Below are 15,937 nucleotides of genomic sequence, written 5' to 3'. Positions count from 1 at the left end.
ACAATTAATCAGTTACACTGATTACACACCTAAACATAAAAAGTACCAATGAAAAAAATAGGGATTTTATTTGGCCAGGAACGTTCATTTCCTGAAGCCGTTGTAGAGAGAATTAACCAAAAAGCAGAAAAAGGCATCAGTGCCGAACCTGTTAAAATAGAGAAAATACTGCAAAACAGTCCACTAGATTATGCCGTAATTATCGACCGTATTTCACAGGATGTTCCATTTTACAGGGCTTCGTTAAAAAATGCAGCCATTACTGGCACCGCAGTAATTAATAATCCATTCTGGTGGAGTGCCGACGAGAAATTCTTTAATAACGCATTGGCGGAACAAATTGGAGTTCCGGTTCCGAAAACAGCATTGATTCCATCACGTCAACACCCTACCGGGACAACAGGCGAATCTTTCTCAAACTTAACTATGCCTTTAAACTGGGATGCAATTTTCGATTACGTAGGTTTTCCGGCATACATGAAACCTTATGATGGCGGTGGATGGAGAGATGTTTATAAGTTACATGATAAGGAAGATTTCTTTGATAAGCACAGTGGAACTGAGCAATTGGTGATGCTTTTGCAAGAAGAAATCATTTTCGATGAATATTTCAGATGTTATTGCATCGGCGGAAAACATGTTCGCATTATGCAGTACGAACCTCGCAACCCACATCATTTGCGTTATGCTGTTGATGGAAAAAAACCTGATCCAAAATTATTGAAAACAGTAGAAGAATATACGCTTAAATTGTGCCAATATCTGGGTTACGATTTTAATACAGTAGAGTTTGCGGTGCGTGATGGTGTGCCTATCGCTATCGATTTTTGTAATCCAGCACCCGATGCTGATATTAAAAGTGTTGGACAGGAAAACTTTGATTGGGTAGTAGAAACCACTGCTAATTATGCGATCGAAAGAGCAAAAGCACAAAAACCTGGTCAGGATAATTTAACCTGGGGCGAATACATTAAAACTTCGGTTGCTGGAAAACCATTAACGGCAAAAGCTACAGCTAAACCTGTAGCACCAGAAGCAGAGGCACCGGCAGCAAAAGCAGAGAAAGTAAAAGCAGGAAAAGCTACTGCCAAACCAAAAGCTGAGCCTAAAACAGAAGCAAAACCTGTGGCTAAGAAAAAGCCAATAAAATAACGGGATTAGATAACCAAATATTACTAGGATGAACGAATTTACGCTGGGCATAGAGGAAGAGTACATGGTAGTTGATCCCGTTACCAGGGAACTTACCTCGCATGACCAAAAAATTGTAGAAGCCGCCCAAAAAATACATAAAGACCAGGTTAAGGCAGAAATGCATCAAGCTGTAGTAGAGGTTGGAACGGGAATTTGCAAAACAACTGAAGAAGCCCGTAAAGAAATTTCTCAATTGAGATACACGGTTTCTCAGCTTGCCGGTGAGCAGGGTTTAAGAATCGGAGCAGCCGGAACTCACCCCTTCTCCCACTGGGAAAAACAACTCATTACAGAACATCCCCGTTATAATGAAATTGTAAACGAGCTGCAGGAAGCAGCTCGTTCAAATCTAATTTTTGGCTTACACGTTCACGTTGGTTTTCAATCTCGCGAATTGGCTATTCATATTGCAAATCAGGTGAGGTATTTTCTACCTCACGTATTTGCTTTGTCGACTAATTCTCCTTTTTGGGAGTCGAGAAATACAGGCTATAAGTCATTCAGAACTAAGATTTTTGATAAGTTTCCACGAACAGGCATCCCTGATATTTTCAATAGCATTGAAGATTACGATAACTACGTAAAGCTCCTGATCAAAACCAATTGCATGGATAACGCCAAGAAGATCTGGTGGGATATCCGCGTACATCCTTTTTTCGATACCGTAGAGTTTCGCATTTGCGATTGCCCGATGTTAATTGATGAGACAATGGCTTTTACGGCATTATTTCAAGCTTTATGCGCTAAATTGTATAAACTTCGGTTGCAAAACATGGAATTCATCAGTTATTCCAGAGCCTTAATTAACGAAAATAAATGGCGTGCTGCCCGTTACGGAATCGACGGAAATTTAATCGATTTTGGTAAAGAAATGGAAGTAAATTGTCGCAACTTGGTGCTTGAGTTACTTGATTTTGTTGATGATGTGGTGGATGATTTGGGTTGCAGAAACGATTTAGAATACGTTCATAAAATACTTGAGCATGGCACAGGTGCAGACAGACAGTTGGCAGTTTACCAACAAACCGGTAACTTTGAATCGGTGGTAGACTATATTACTACTCAAACACTTATAGGCGCAAAGTAATTTTAAAATGGATAAAAGAGACTTAAAGGTCGCCGTTATTGACATGAATAACGGCGCACCTAATCAAGGTATGCGGGGTATTCAGGAAATTTTATCTCGATTCAGAAAGGACAACAACATCAACCTTTCTTTTGATATTTTTGATTTAAGACAGAAAGGTGCAATACCAGGTATTGAATACGATGCCTACATCTCGAGCGGTGGCCCGGGTAGCCCGATTGGAAGTAAGGGTGAAAAATGGGAAAACGATTTTTTTAACCTATTAGATCAGATTGAAGCTTTTAATGCAGCGAATGACGAACAAAAAAAATATGCATTTTTAATTTGTCATTCTTTCCAACTGGCTTGTAGAAAGTTCGGCTTGGGAAATGTGACAGAAAGGCGATCGAATGCTTTCGGAATTTTTCCCATCACTTTAACTGAGGATGGCGAACAAGATGAAATTTTCAGCGGCATCACGAATCCTTTTTTCTCAGTTGACAGTAGAGATTGGCAGGTAATCGAGCCAGATTTCGCTGCTTTTGAGGCCAAAGGTGCTAAACTGCTAGCCATAGAAAAAGAACGTAAACATGTTGATTTGGAAAGATGTATGATGTCCATCCGTTTTTCTGATGAAATTCTCGGGACGCAATTTCACCCTGAGGCAGATCCCGTTGGGATGAAAATGTACCTGCTACAAGATGAAAAGCAAAAAGCCATTGTCGATTTACATGGTGAGCAGAAATATTTGGACATGCTTAACAGCTTGGATGATCCTGCCAGAATTGTGTTAACCCAAAGCATTATCCTTCCTAATTTCTTAAAAAAAGCGATCGGGAATTTACAGGAGGCCTGAAGCTAAAAATCTATTTTATTTATTTTCAAGCGGTCGTCATTGCGAGGCACGAAGCAATCTTAAAACGCTCGCTACTCAACGCATAGCAATGAGATTGCTTCGTACCTCCCAATGACGATATTATTAAAAGAATAACATTATGATACCAGCTCAACGCCGAAAATATAACGAACAGTTTACGGAAGAAAAATACAAAAACTTCATTACTGAGTTGGAAAGCGACTATTTCGAAATTCCCTTTCGAGTTGCTGAAACGCCAATTTTTGTACCCAAATCGTTAAAAGAAAAGCTGATTGCGGCAGGTGAAGAAATCATTAATCTCATAAAACAGCCGAACTTTAAGGCGTTAACACAAAAATCGATTCCTGCAGACTGGAATGTTCCGAATGAGAACGAACAGCCCCATTTTTTAACTTTTGATTTCGGAATCTGTAAAAATGAAGCTGGCGAATTAACCCCCATGTTAATCGAAATGCAAGGCTTCCCTTCGCTTTATGGCTTTCAAATTCATTTGGCAAACACCTTCAGAAAGTGTTTTGACATTGATCACTCCGTGAATCATTTCTTAAATGGTTTTGACGAAGAAAAATACATCGAACTTTTTAAAGAAGTGATTATAGGCAAGCATCAAGCGCATGAAGTTGCGCTGATGGATGTAGATGCTCCAAACCAAAAAACAGCTATTGATTTTTTCGTAACCCAAAAAATGCTTGGTATTAAAATCCTGGCTTTAGAGGATATTAAGAAAAACGGTAAACAGCTATTTTACGAAGAAGATGGTCAGCAAATTCAATTGAAACGAATTTATAATCGGTTAATATTCGATGAAGTAGCTGGCAACACTGAAATCTTTAAAAATAGTTTCGATCCGCGGGAAGAACTGGACATTGAATGGGTAACACATCCGAATTGGTTTTACAGAATAAGTAAGTATACCATGCCATTTTTAAAAAGTGAGTTTGTTCCTGAAACCCGTTTTTTAAATGAGCTGTCTACAATACCAACTGACCTGGAAAATTATGTGCTAAAACCACTTTTCTCTTTTGCGGGAATGGGAGTGATTATAGATGTTACCGAAGCTGATATAAATAAAATTGCTGATCCGGAAAATTGGATTTTACAAAAAAAAGTGACTTACGAACCTGCTGTACAATCTCCCAATGGTGGCGTAAAGGCAGAAATTAGAATGATGTATTTATGGCCTGATGGTGGCGAGCCGCAGCTTTGCACAAATTTAGGTCGGTTAAGTAGAGGTAAAATGATTGGTGTTCGTTACAATGCAGATTTCGATTGGGTAGGGGGAACAATTGGTTTTATGGAAGAATAACCTTTTTACACTCTCCTGAACTCAAAACCACTAAATCAGCTTATATTTGTCTTATGAATACTCAAACGATTTTAGTCTTTCTACTTTTTGCGGTTGCATTGGTATATGTTGGCCGTTTGGTTTATAAATCCTTACAGGTCAAAAAGGATGGATGTGGTGGTAATTGCAAGTGTGGCGTAGATTTTTCTGATATTAAGCCTGCGAAAAAGTAATTTCAGCCCTTATGATTGATCAGTTTAAAAATTACCTTAAAGAAAAAATTCAAATAACTGATGAACAATTCGACAGTATTTCCACTGGTCTAAAAATAAAAAAATTCGATAAAACCGAAATCGTTCAATACACTGGCGACATCACGAAACACGGCTTTTTTGTTTGTAAAGGTCTGCTTCGTGCTTACTCTATCGATGCAAAAGGCAAAGAACATATCCTTCAGTTTGCTCCCGAGAACTGGTTAATATCTGATCGCAATAGCATGAACAATGAAGCATCTGTTTTTTTTATAGATGCCATTGAAGCGACAGAGGTAGTGATTATGCCAAACGATTTCATGGAACAAGCCGCTATCCAAGTTCCTTGTTTGCAGCCCATGCACACAAGATTGCTTAATAATTCTATCCGGTTTATGCAAAAAAGGATTAATATGCTTTTAAGTGCAACAGCTGAAGAACGTTACCTTGATTTTATAAAACTTTACCCAAACCTCACGCTCCGCGTTCCGCAATGGATGATTGCATCTTACCTGGGAATAACGCCAGAATCTTTAAGCCGTGTGAGAAAAGAACTGGCCAATAAGCACTTTAGGCCATCATAGAAATTTTGAGTGTTAAGTGTTGAATGCCCGAATTGTAAACATGCTTTAATTCAATCAATCCATAATCATTTTGCTCAATCTATCATTCTCTATTTTAATCATTTAATTAACATACATCAATTTCTATTTCAGGCTCTTGCTGTAATTTTGTAGTGTAAATATTAAACACCTCAAAAACAAAAAGATATGGCAACTACTAAATGGACATTAGATCCAACACATAGCGAATTACAATTTAAAGTAAAACACTTAATGATCACTACCGTTACAGGTAGCTTAAAATCTTTCTCAGCCGAATTAACTTCAGAAGGCGACGAGTTTGAAAACAGCGAAATCTCTTTCAAAGGCGATATCGATTCGTTAGATACAGGAAATACAGATCGTGATAACCACTTAAAAAGCGGCGATTTCTTTGACGCTGAAAAATTTGCACACATCGAATTTAAATCTACTTCAGTAGAGAAAGATGGTAGCGATTACCTTGTTAAAGGCGACTTAACCATTAAAGGAGAAACTAAACCTGTAAAATTAACTGCTGAATTCGGTGGTATTGCAACTGACCCATGGGGAAATACTAAGGCTGGTTTTACCTTAAGCGGAAAAATTAACCGTTCTGATTTTGGTTTAACCTGGAATGCTGCATTGGAAACAGGTGGTGTTATGGTGAGTGAAGAAGTGCGCCTTCTTGGTGAATTGCAGTTTGTAAAACAAGCTTAATTGTATAGGCGCTTGGAGATAAGCATTCAAATCGGCTATCTCCAAACGCTAACCAAATCTCCAAGTATGGAAACTAAAAAAATAGCCGCTATTCTGAAAGCACCTGCACAACACATGGTTGGAGACGGCTTTAGAGTGCATAATTTTTTTCCTGCCGGTTATGAAATTAATATGAGTCCTTTTTTCTTAATGGATTATGGCTCAAAAATTGAATTTTCTGCCAGGAAAGAGCCTCGGGGTGTTGGCGTACATCCGCATCGCGGCTTCGAAACAGTTACTATTGCTTACCATGGAGCAGTTGCTCATCATGATAGTTCGGGGAATAGCGGCGTTATTTATCCTGGCGATGTGCAATGGATGACAGCAGCAAGTGGAATTCTTCATAAAGAATATCATGAAGAGAATTACAGCTTAGCGGGTGGCCCGTTTCAGATGGTCCAACTTTGGGTTAATCTTCCGGCAAAATTCAAAATGAATAAGCCAAAATATCAGGCTATTCAGCAAAGTGAAATGGCCCATTATCATTTAAGCGATGATGGCGGAAAAATTGAAATCATTGCCGGAAGCTATCAGGGAATTAAAGGTAACGCCAACACTTTCACCCCTATAGAATTGTACAACGCAAGGTTAAACAAAGGTGGAAAAGCTGAATTTAACTTTCCAGCAAACTTCAATACCGGATTTATGGTGATAGAAGGTTCAATTCAGGTAGATAATAATGAAATCGTTTCTGCCAATAATTTCATCTACTTCAAAAATGAAGGAGATGAAATTAAAATTGATGCGCTTGAAAATTCCATTGTATTGATTTTAAGCGGTGAACCAATTGATGAGCCAATTGTTCAATACGGTCCATTCTTAATGAACACGGAGGCTGAAATTACTGAGGCGATTTCAGACTATAATCAAGGCAGATTTGGTTATTTAGAAGAATAATACAGGTTTATAATTTATATTTTGAGCCGGCCTTTTTATTAAAAATTGCCGGCTTTTTTGTACCTACCTAAATACTTAGCCCTGATTGAGCGGTATCTACCGATTCTTTTTTCATCGGGAATATAGCGTAAAGCAGGACGAACATTAAGAAACATTGCAGGCATTGCGCTCCAAACCTTTTTCATACAATCTTCATATTCGTTAGTGACATTTGATTATTAAATCAGAAGAAAAATGTCCGGAAAACAAATATTTCAAACTGAGAACAAAAGACGCTGGAATACTTTTACCTGGGTTAGCCGCTCGTTTTTTTTAGTTTTCATCATCGCAATTGTGTGCGTTGCGTTTACTTTATCGTCGGTTCAGGCGCCAAAATTGCCTTTTATCAATACCAATACGCCGCTTACAGCTAGGCAGCTAGATAAATTAAAAAAATCGCAACAATACAAAGCTTTCTCTATAGCGAAAACAAAGCTGCAAAAAATAAAAAAGGATCGTGAGAATAGAGCGCTACATAAACGTGGTAACCACAAACGCATTAATATGGCTTTTTATGTAAGCTGGGCAGGTACAAAAAACGAATCCTTATCAGACCTTAAGCGAAATATTGGCCACCTGGATATGGTTGCTACAGAATCCTTTTTCCTAAATGGTGATTCTATTGTCGACAAGGCCGACACTGCCGCATTGAAAGTTATTCATGACAGTAAAAAATCAGCCATTGCAGTAGTTTCTAATTTTAATAAAGACCATTGGGATGGCAACGCTGTAAAACGATTATTGAATGATGTACCCGCTCAACAAAAGTTAATTTCTAACTTGATTTCAATCGTTCAAAAATATGGATACAAAGGAATAAATGTTGATTTTGAAGAATTGAATCTTGAAAACAGCAATAGTTTCAATTCTTTCATGAAAAATCTGTACAATCAGTTTCATGCAAAAAACCTCGTTGTATCTCAAGATATTTCTCCTGAAAATGATGATTATCAACCCGAGATTTTGCAGAAATACAATGATTACCTTGTGATTATGGCTTATGATCAGCATACAGATTTAAGCAATTCTGGCGATGTATCAAACCAGGAATGGGTAGAAGAAAAGCTTGATCATATTTGCACCAAAGTTGATGCGGATAAAGTAATATTAGCATTGGCTTGTTATGGTTATGATTGGCCAAAAAATAGCGTTGGCAAGTCTTTAACCTATGAAGAAGCGATCACTTCTGCTGTCAATTACAAAAGTACAGTAACCTACAATCCTTCATCCGCAAATTTGAATTACAGTTATAAAGATGGAAGCGGCATTCAACATGATGTATATTTTACAGATGCGGCCACCTATTTCAACATCATACGCAAAGCTGATGATTGGGGAATCGCAGGTATTGCCCTGTGGCGTTTAGGATCGGAAGATAAAAGATTATGGTCTTTTATTTCTGAAGATTTGAGTTTGAATGCTTTAGAGAAAAAGCCATTCGATCTACGCAAGATATCCACTTTGAACATGACTGGCATCTCTTACATTGGCGACGGAGAAATATTGGATTTGGTTTCTACGCCCAAACCTGGTGCCGTTCAGTTTACGCTTGATAAAACTGATTTCAGCATAGCAAACCAAAAGTACATTCGCTTGCCAGAAAAATATGTGATTAAACGGTTTGGAGAAGCCGACAAAAAAATTGCACTTACATTTGATGATGGTCCTGATCCTGTTTACACGCCACAGGTTCTTCAAATTTTAAAGCAAGAAAAAGTGCCCGGTTGTTTCTTTGTTGTAGGCATCATGGCCGAAAAAAACATGGAATTGTTGAGGAGAGAATATGATGAAGGTTATGAAATCGGAAACCATACCTTTTTTCATCCCGATATGTCAGCCATTGGCCCTCGAAGGGTAAAATTTGAGCTTAATGCCACAAGAAGATTGATTGAGGCCGTTACTGGCCATAGTACCATTTTATTTCGTGCACCTTTCAATGCAGATGCCGAGCCGCAAAATATATCAGAAATTTTGCCTGTGGCGCAAAGTCGTAAAGAAAACTACATCAACATTGGTGAGTATATCGACCCTGAAGATTGGGAGCCTGGCAAAACAGCAGATCAGATCTTCAACGAGGTGGTAAAACAAAAAGAAAATGGAAACATCCTGCTTTTACATGATGCTGGCGGGAACCGCGAAGCAACCGTTGCAGCCTTGCCACGAATTATCAGATTTTTCAAATCTCAGGGTTATACTTTCACCACAGTTGGCGATTTAATGGGCAAAAAAAGAGCAGAGCTGATGCCTGCTGTAAATTCTGAAGCCAATAGCGGATTTACCGGATCGGGAGATTATTTTTTCATAAACTTCTTTTATTACGGAAATATCATCTTGAACACAATATTTTCAGTAGCTATTGTTTTGGCCATCTTAAGGACGATTTTTATTGCTTACCTGGCGATAAAACAGCGTAAACTGGCTAAAATAAATGCGGCGGAGCTTGTTCAAAATCCTAACCAAATGGTAAGCATTATTATTCCGGCTTACAATGAAGAGATCACCGCTATACAAACCATCCAAAGTCTGCTGAAAATTGATTATCCGAATTTCGAATTGATTTTTGTAGATGATGGATCGAAAGATAACACCTTTCAGGTTATCGATGCCCACTTCGGCAATCATGCGCAGGTTAAGGTTTATAAAAAAGAAAATGGTGGTAAAGCTTCTGCGCTGAATTATGGAATTGCCAGAGCCAATGCTGAGTTTATCATTTGTATTGATGCTGACACGCAACTGAAAGCCAATGCAGTAACAGAAATGATGCGTTATTTCTATAAGGAAGACATTGCTGCTGTTGCCGGTACGGTTAAGGTTGGAAATACGCGAAACCTCATCACCAGATGGCAATCAATAGAGTACATCACCTCGCAGAACATGGATCGCAGAGCCTTCGATTTATTGAACACGATAACAGTTGTGCCTGGTGCTATTGGAGCATTTAGAAAAGCAGTAGTGTTAGAAGTTGGGGGTTTCACCATCGATACGCTTGCTGAAGACTGCGATTTAACCATGCAGATTTTAAAAGCAGGCTATAAAGTAAAAAACTGTGATTCAGCTATAGCCTATACCGAAGCGCCAGAAACTGTAAATATGCTTTTAAAGCAACGTTTTCGCTGGAGCTTTGGTGTGATGCAGAGTTTTTGGAAAAATCGCAAAACACTATTAAATAGAAAATATGGCTATTTTGGAATGATAGGCATGCCTAATATTCTAATCTATCAAATCATTCTGCCTCTGTTTTCCCCTCTGGCAGATTTGTTTATGCTGATTTCATTGGTAAGTGGCCTTTTTTCTTTAAGTGCCATTAACAATTTAACGTTAACAGGTTTCTCCGGAATTTTAAGCCTACACAATGGTTTTGGTCAAGTATTGTTTTATTATTTGATCTTCATTTTTGTTGATATAATTTTTGCAGCCATTGCATTTAAAATGGAAAAAGAGAAGCTAAAAAACCTGATTTACCTTCTTCCTCAACGGTTTTTTTGGCGGCAGCTGATGTACCTGGTTCTTTTTCGATCAATGAGAAAAGCCATCAAAGGAGAACTGGAATCTTGGGGAACACTAAAACGAACAGGAAATGTGAAGGAAGCTGTTGTTTGATGCAATGAACAATCAATTTGATAAATTTTCCAATTGACTTTATTGTCTTCATAAAACGTTCCTACGGAACGAATTGCAACACGGGAGGCAATTGATGGTTTGGTATCCGCAAAAAATATTACCCATGATTATAAGACACTGAAATTAATTCGTTGTGATAAAGATTATAGATTAGGTGCTATATCTGTGCTACATCTGAGCTCACAACCTAATAAGACTGTTCGTTTTGCTGAATTTAATTCAGCACCTTTCATGCTAAATGCTAGAAGAAATGGTTGCCCGTTCCGTAGGGACGAATCCTGGGTAAACGAAAGATTATATTTTTCAATTTCGTTCCGTAGGGACGTTTCATGATCTTCATTTGAAGTAATAAAAGCGGCAATTCGTTTTATTTGATAGATCAATTTGGAAACCATCGCTCAGCAATTCTGTTAGACAGAACTTTTGCCATAAAGAGTCAGCGCCTTGCAAACCTTGAAAATGAATACTGTTGCTGCTTTCTAGTCCCAATTGAAGCGTTACCCTGCAGCGAGGAATCATGACGAGCGAAGCCTGCCTGCCGCAGGCAGGCGTAAAAGCACAAAAAAGGGAGAAATTTAATGTTTTGAAACTGGCTTTACGCTTCAAAATGTTTATTTGAATTTATACTTTCTCGATTAAACAAACGGCGTAGGATACAACGCCTTCTTCCCTACCCACAAAACCCATCGTTTCATTTGTGGTAGCTTTAATCGAAATATCTTCTGTGCTAATTCCGATTGCTTCTGCAATATTTTGCTGCATGGCCGGGATATGCGGATTAATTTTTGGAGCCTCCAAACAAAGCATAGCATCGATGTTTCCCACTTGCCAGCCTTTATCAGCCAATAATTTAACTGTTTCTTTTAGTAGGATAATGCTACTTATTCCTTTCCAGCGATCATCGGTATTTTTAAAATGAAAACCAATATCGCGAAGGTTAGCAGCGCCTAGTAGAGCATCGCAAATGGCGTGAAGCAAAACATCAGCATCCGAATGGCCAAAAGCGCCCTTATGATGATCTAACGTTACACCACCAACTACAAACGGATGTTGATCTTTTAGTTGATGCACATCGAAACCAAAGCCTACTCTAATTTTCATTGGAAAAAGATTAAATGTTTAAATGATTATTGGAAAACTTTCTGAAAATCTTATCTAATGATTTTCTTATCGCCAAAGTTAAACAAAAGACCGAAACGGAGCGTGTTGGCCAGTGGACTTGTTTGTGCGTTTGCTAACAAATACGAGAAGTCTATATTGAAAACGTTGTATTTCAAACCTAAACCCAGCGTAAAATATCTACTATCGCCTTTTAATGGACTTTGATAATTATATCCTGCCCGTAAAGCAAATTGCTGGTTGTACCAATATTCTAAACCTGTTGAAATTCCAACCTCTCTGAGTTCTTCGCTAAAACCACCTGGCGCATCAGCGAACGAACCAAAAATACCAGCAGGAACAGAACGGTTTGGATCTCTACCACTGATAATATTATTGTTTGAATCGTAAACAGGCTGGGTTGGCACCAACAATTTATTAAAATCGAGGGCTAAGGTAAAGGTGCTATAATCATCAACAACAATAGTTGAGGCCCCGCCAAGTTTAAAATTGGTAGGTAAGAAAAAATTCTCACCGCCATCAGAATAACTCATTTTAGTACCAATGTTTGAAATATTGGCACCCGCAGACAGTACAGCCTGCTTTCCGAACATGGTTGTAGCGGTTTTATATAAGCCAGAAACATCTACTGCTACTGCTTTACCCCCACGTACCTGGCCTGAGGAAGATAACTGGCCAGAAGCTAAATTTGAATAAATATATCTAACTGACGAACCTAATGAAAATTCCTCGCCAAAGCTTCTGGCGAATGACACATCAAACGCCAGTTCATTAGGGTTTGCAATGCCTAAATCTTGCTGGTTAATATCTGTTAATTGAATAGAACCTAAAGAAAAATAACGCAGGGAAGCGCCGATTGTATTCCGATCATCAAGTTTATAGAAGCCACTTAGATAAGCCAGATTAATATCAGGCACTAAACTTTTCAACCACGGACTATAAGAAACTGAAAACCCGTACGGCTTATCGATAAAAGCCAATTTAGAAGCATTTATACTTGCCGAATTTACATCTCCTGCAACGGCAACACCTGCATCACCCATTGCGCCTGAACGAGCATCGGGAGTTATTAATAAAAAAGGAACAGCTGTTATAATATTGTTCGATTCGCTACCGTTGGTTTGAGTTGTACCGATAGCCACTTGAGCATTTGCTTTACCAAATACCAAGGCCAAAGAAAGTGCGGAAAAAGCAAGTTTACTGATGTACTTGAAATTCATCCTTTAAAGGTACGTAATTTTAGATCTTTGGGATATTGTCATTCTGGAGACTAGCTTGATAACGCAAAACCAAAAATTATATTTTACCAAATTACGAAATATGTGACTATTTACTAATTTAAGCTACAATTTTTACAGTTTGGTGAAACCACAAAAATTGTAACTATAAATTAACTAGGTCTTTACGTGTATAATTATTTATTCTTCTTTTTAAATAAATTATTCAGTTTGTCAGCAATAGCATCTTTAACCTTTTCCGTTGCCTTAGCTTTTGCCGTATCAATCTTTGCTTGTGCTTTAGTCTGTAATTCAGCCTTTTTCTCTGCAATCACAACGTTCACAGCATCTTTTGCGGCTAATTTTGTATCTCCAGCACCGTACTTTAAGCCGATAATTGGTTTCATAATTGTTCCGCCTAAAATTGCGTTCACTTTTATTGTTTCACCCATAGATACATTTGTACCCACTTTACTATTCAATTTTGCAATCATCGCATTTGCAGTTTCATTTGCTTTAGCGCCAAGCATTGCCCGAGGTACGTTTAAGGCTAAATCATATGCCATCGTTTGGTCCAACCCATTTGAACCTTGAACATTCATAACTATTCCATCTTTTTTTATATCGAAAGGAGAAACATTTAACCGGCCATCTTTAATTTTAAACTTGGTAATCACATTGTTCAGCTCCAGCTTTTTTAATTTATCAGAACTCAATGCCGAAGCCAGTTTATTCAACGGTTCGAAACCTGCAATGGTAGCTTGAATAATATCTGCCAAACCTTCGGCATTTATACTGGAATATACGGGCATCATATTTTGATCCAAATCTGAATTGAACTTTAGGTTGGTAGAAAATACGCCTTGTGCAAATTTGGCTACAGGCGCTAGCAACTTTATTGTATTGAAAGCACCAAATGCTTTTTGAATACTCATTTTCTTGATACCAAAATCGACATCAACTTTTGGTTTTTTCGGATCCAAAGTAGCATAATATCCATTCATTTTCACAGTACCATCAAGCATGTTCATGCCCATGTTTTGAAAGGTAATTGTTTTATTTTTTACCAAGAGTGCTCCCTGAGCATTTGTAATATCGTAGGTATCGTACAGCACCCTCCCAGCCTTCGCGGCAACTTTAAAATCGATATTTCCTGGAACTCCAAATACTGATAACTTAGAAGTTCCTTTTTTAGCATCACTTTCTGTTGTTTCCGATTTGGGCCCCATTAACTCATTTACATCAATTAAGTTTGATGACAAATTGAAGTTACCCTGTAGCGCTTGGTTTTTTTTGAAAAAATAACTGAGGTAATTATTTACAGATCCGTTAGCGGCGAAATCACTTTTACCCACTTTCGCAATTAAATTACTCAACGTTATGTTTTTAGGGCTAAAAGTCATTTTTGCTGTGGGTACACTGATGGGCATCGGTACATTTTTACCTGAATAAGTAAAGTTGCTTGCCAATACTTGTCCGGATGCCTTGAAAGCTTCATATTGCCCTTTATCGATGGAAGATTTGCGGCCTGCCGCCTGAATATCAGCATCCAAAATCCCAGTTAAAGTCATATCCTTCATCGGGAATATTGCAGTCAATTGTTTTAGATCCAATTTACCCTTCAAGGCCATATCCACAAATGGGTCTGTTGTTGGATATTTCAAAAGCAATCTTCCATCAACAGGCACATTGCCAAACTCCAAATGGAAGGCCGGCACATTTACCACCGTATGATCCATTACCCCATCTGGGTTACTGATGTTTGATTTAACTTGAATATTATTGATTGCTGAAGGTAGAGATGGGTATTTTATTTTTCCATTTTCAATGGAGAGATTAACGTCAAATGCGGGAAGCGACTTCTCGTTGTAAGTGCCTTTTGCAGTTCCATTCATAGCAAATTTTCCCGTCGCTTCCATATCCTTAAAGTTCGAAGCATAAATAGCTGGAATCAAAGAAAGGAAATTCTTAAGCTCCGATTGTTTGGCATCAAATTTCAAATCCATGGTAATGTCATTCTCATTTGGCATCGCCAGATAACCAACAGCAGATAAAACAAGCTCATTTAATTTGATTTCATTTTCGGCAAAGGTGAACTTCATATTTTTCATATCAATATCAATCGGCAACTCTGCATCCAGCTTTACTTTATTCAAATAAGGGATTCCACCATATTTTACAGTCAGTTTTTCAATATCAGATTGTGTTTTTAGGGTAAACAAATCTTGTGTGAAATCTCCTTTACCGTTATGATTAAGGTTTTTTAGTTCCATCAAGAAACCAAGAGAAGCATCATCATAAGTAACATTTCCATTCTCAATAGCATATTTTTGCAAAGCAACCTTAAATGCTGTTTTAGCTGTATCGTTGTTATTTGCAGCCGAATCTTTTTTCATGATATCCCAGTTCGTCTTTCCACTTTTTAAAATCTTGGCATAAATTGTAGGTTCATCAAGATCTACCGATTTTATTTGATAGGTTTCGCCCTTTATAACACTTAATAAATTAACATTTAATTGCAATTGTTTAACATTTGCAAGTGTGTCTTTAGCAAAGCTGTCGACACCAATGATGGTCAAATCGTTGATTTTTATCCCCAAGTTGGGGAAAGAAGTAATCAAACTTAAATCCAGGTCTTTGAAATCTACCTTGGCATTTATACTTTTATTAATAGTTGATTTTAGTTTTGCATCAATCTCTTTTCTAAAAAATGTTGGAATGGCAGCAGCAGCGGCAAGTAGAATTACAATGATGGCAATAATTACTATGGAAATTTTCTTAAACATGGGTTAATCCATTAAAAATATAATGTTTGGGCATATAGCTTGTCAATAAACGAACCAAATTAATAACGCTTATCTGCAACCAAATCTCAAATAAATCGACCAAAAATTTAAAAGACACAATACGTCATAAAATAATACGTTATGGGATAAAAATATAATCGGTATTTTATTGTCACAATATTTATATATTCACTAAAATTGCTTAATTTTATCAGTTGAATCGTCATTTGGCGATCGTCCCCTGT

Annotated in this window: 12 protein-coding genes; 9 read left to right on the top strand and 3 right to left on the bottom strand. The window is 37.7% G+C overall.

Annotated features, from left to right (window positions below):
• Positions 1-48 precede the first annotated feature (48 nt).
• The 9 genes from ASE92_RS14380 to ASE92_RS14345 all read left to right on the top strand — a co-directional run bounded on the left by ASE92_RS14380 (position 49) and on the right by ASE92_RS14345 (position 10,549).
• Positions 49-1,152 carry a RimK family alpha-L-glutamate ligase gene (locus tag ASE92_RS14380; RefSeq protein ID WP_056850796.1) on the top strand — a complete coding sequence of 368 codons (1,104 nt, stop codon included), beginning with the start codon at positions 49-51 and terminating at the stop codon, positions 1,150-1,152.
• Positions 1,153-1,180: 28 nt separating this feature from the next.
• Complete coding sequence (locus tag ASE92_RS14375; RefSeq protein ID WP_056850795.1) at positions 1,181-2,281, top strand: carboxylate-amine ligase; 1,101 nt, start codon at positions 1,181-1,183, stop codon at positions 2,279-2,281.
• Positions 2,282-2,288: 7 nt separating this feature from the next.
• The gene (locus tag ASE92_RS14370) at positions 2,289-3,116 is read left to right on the top strand and encodes a type 1 glutamine amidotransferase (RefSeq protein WP_056850794.1); all 828 of its coding nucleotides are present in this window, start codon (positions 2,289-2,291) and stop codon (positions 3,114-3,116) included.
• A gap of 139 nt (positions 3,117-3,255) precedes the next feature.
• Positions 3,256-4,443 carry a hypothetical protein gene (locus ASE92_RS14365; protein WP_056850793.1) on the top strand — a complete coding sequence of 396 codons (1,188 nt, stop codon included), beginning with the start codon at positions 3,256-3,258 and terminating at the stop codon, positions 4,441-4,443.
• Positions 4,444-4,496: 53 nt separating this feature from the next.
• Positions 4,497-4,655: a FeoB-associated Cys-rich membrane protein gene (locus tag ASE92_RS20960; protein ID WP_082455068.1), complete on the top strand. Its 159-nt coding sequence runs from the start codon at positions 4,497-4,499 to the stop codon at positions 4,653-4,655.
• 11 nt (positions 4,656-4,666) lie between these two features.
• A complete protein-coding gene (locus ASE92_RS14360) occupies positions 4,667-5,257 on the top strand; it encodes a Crp/Fnr family transcriptional regulator (RefSeq protein ID WP_056850792.1) in 591 nt (196 codons plus the stop codon).
• Positions 5,258-5,443: 186 nt separating this feature from the next.
• On the top strand, positions 5,444-5,974 hold the full coding sequence (locus tag ASE92_RS14355; RefSeq protein ID WP_056850791.1) for a YceI family protein: 531 nt from the start codon (positions 5,444-5,446) through the stop codon (positions 5,972-5,974).
• Positions 5,975-6,040: 66 nt separating this feature from the next.
• Positions 6,041-6,910 carry a pirin family protein gene (locus ASE92_RS14350; protein WP_056850903.1) on the top strand — a complete coding sequence of 290 codons (870 nt, stop codon included), beginning with the start codon at positions 6,041-6,043 and terminating at the stop codon, positions 6,908-6,910.
• Positions 6,911-7,144: 234 nt separating this feature from the next.
• The gene (locus tag ASE92_RS14345) at positions 7,145-10,549 is read left to right on the top strand and encodes a glycosyltransferase (RefSeq protein WP_056850790.1); all 3,405 of its coding nucleotides are present in this window, start codon (positions 7,145-7,147) and stop codon (positions 10,547-10,549) included.
• A 642-nt stretch (positions 10,550-11,191) separates the two neighbouring features.
• On the opposite strand, the gene ispF is transcribed toward ASE92_RS14345, so the two are convergent.
• The 3 genes from ispF to ASE92_RS14325 form a co-directional block, all read right to left on the bottom strand.
• A complete protein-coding gene (ispF, locus tag ASE92_RS14335) occupies positions 11,192-11,671 on the bottom strand; it encodes a 2-C-methyl-D-erythritol 2,4-cyclodiphosphate synthase (RefSeq protein WP_056850788.1) in 480 nt (159 codons plus the stop codon).
• 50 nt (positions 11,672-11,721) lie between these two features.
• The gene (porV, locus tag ASE92_RS14330) at positions 11,722-12,909 is read right to left on the bottom strand and encodes a type IX secretion system outer membrane channel protein PorV (RefSeq protein ID WP_056850787.1); all 1,188 of its coding nucleotides are present in this window, start codon (positions 12,907-12,909) and stop codon (positions 11,722-11,724) included.
• 194 nt (positions 12,910-13,103) lie between these two features.
• Entirely contained in the window at positions 13,104-15,692 is a 2,589-nt protein-coding gene (locus ASE92_RS14325; protein WP_056850786.1) for an AsmA-like C-terminal region-containing protein, read from the bottom strand.
• Between the last annotated feature and the right edge of the window lie 245 nt (positions 15,693-15,937).

It is taken from the genome of Pedobacter sp. Leaf41, from assembly GCF_001422545.1.
Taxonomy (GTDB): domain Bacteria; phylum Bacteroidota; class Bacteroidia; order Sphingobacteriales; family Sphingobacteriaceae; genus Pedobacter.
Note: the sequence above shows the minus strand (reverse complement) of the source record. Positions and strands in the feature narration are given on the sequence as shown.

Excerpts from the sequence above, each read along its gene's own strand:
- porV (WP_056850787.1), bottom strand. The coding sequence starts at position 12,909 with ATGAATTTCAAGTACATCAGTAAACTTGCTTTTTCCGCACTTTCTTTG.
- ASE92_RS14355 (WP_056850791.1), top strand. The coding sequence starts at position 5,444 with ATGGCAACTACTAAATGGACATTAGATCCAACACATAGCGAATTACAA.
- ASE92_RS14365 (WP_056850793.1), top strand. The coding sequence starts at position 3,256 with ATGATACCAGCTCAACGCCGAAAATATAACGAACAGTTTACGGAAGAA.
- ASE92_RS14325 (WP_056850786.1), bottom strand. The coding sequence starts at position 15,692 with ATGTTTAAGAAAATTTCCATAGTAATTATTGCCATCATTGTAATTCTA.
- ASE92_RS14350 (WP_056850903.1), top strand. The coding sequence starts at position 6,041 with ATGGAAACTAAAAAAATAGCCGCTATTCTGAAAGCACCTGCACAACAC.
- ispF (WP_056850788.1), bottom strand. The coding sequence starts at position 11,671 with ATGAAAATTAGAGTAGGCTTTGGTTTCGATGTGCATCAACTAAAAGAT.
- ASE92_RS14360 (WP_056850792.1), top strand. The coding sequence starts at position 4,667 with ATGATTGATCAGTTTAAAAATTACCTTAAAGAAAAAATTCAAATAACT.
- ASE92_RS14345 (WP_056850790.1), top strand. The coding sequence starts at position 7,145 with ATGTCCGGAAAACAAATATTTCAAACTGAGAACAAAAGACGCTGGAAT.
- ASE92_RS14380 (WP_056850796.1), top strand. The coding sequence starts at position 49 with ATGAAAAAAATAGGGATTTTATTTGGCCAGGAACGTTCATTTCCTGAA.
- ASE92_RS20960 (WP_082455068.1), top strand. The coding sequence starts at position 4,497 with ATGAATACTCAAACGATTTTAGTCTTTCTACTTTTTGCGGTTGCATTG.
- ASE92_RS14375 (WP_056850795.1), top strand. The coding sequence starts at position 1,181 with ATGAACGAATTTACGCTGGGCATAGAGGAAGAGTACATGGTAGTTGAT.
- ASE92_RS14370 (WP_056850794.1), top strand. The coding sequence starts at position 2,289 with ATGGATAAAAGAGACTTAAAGGTCGCCGTTATTGACATGAATAACGGC.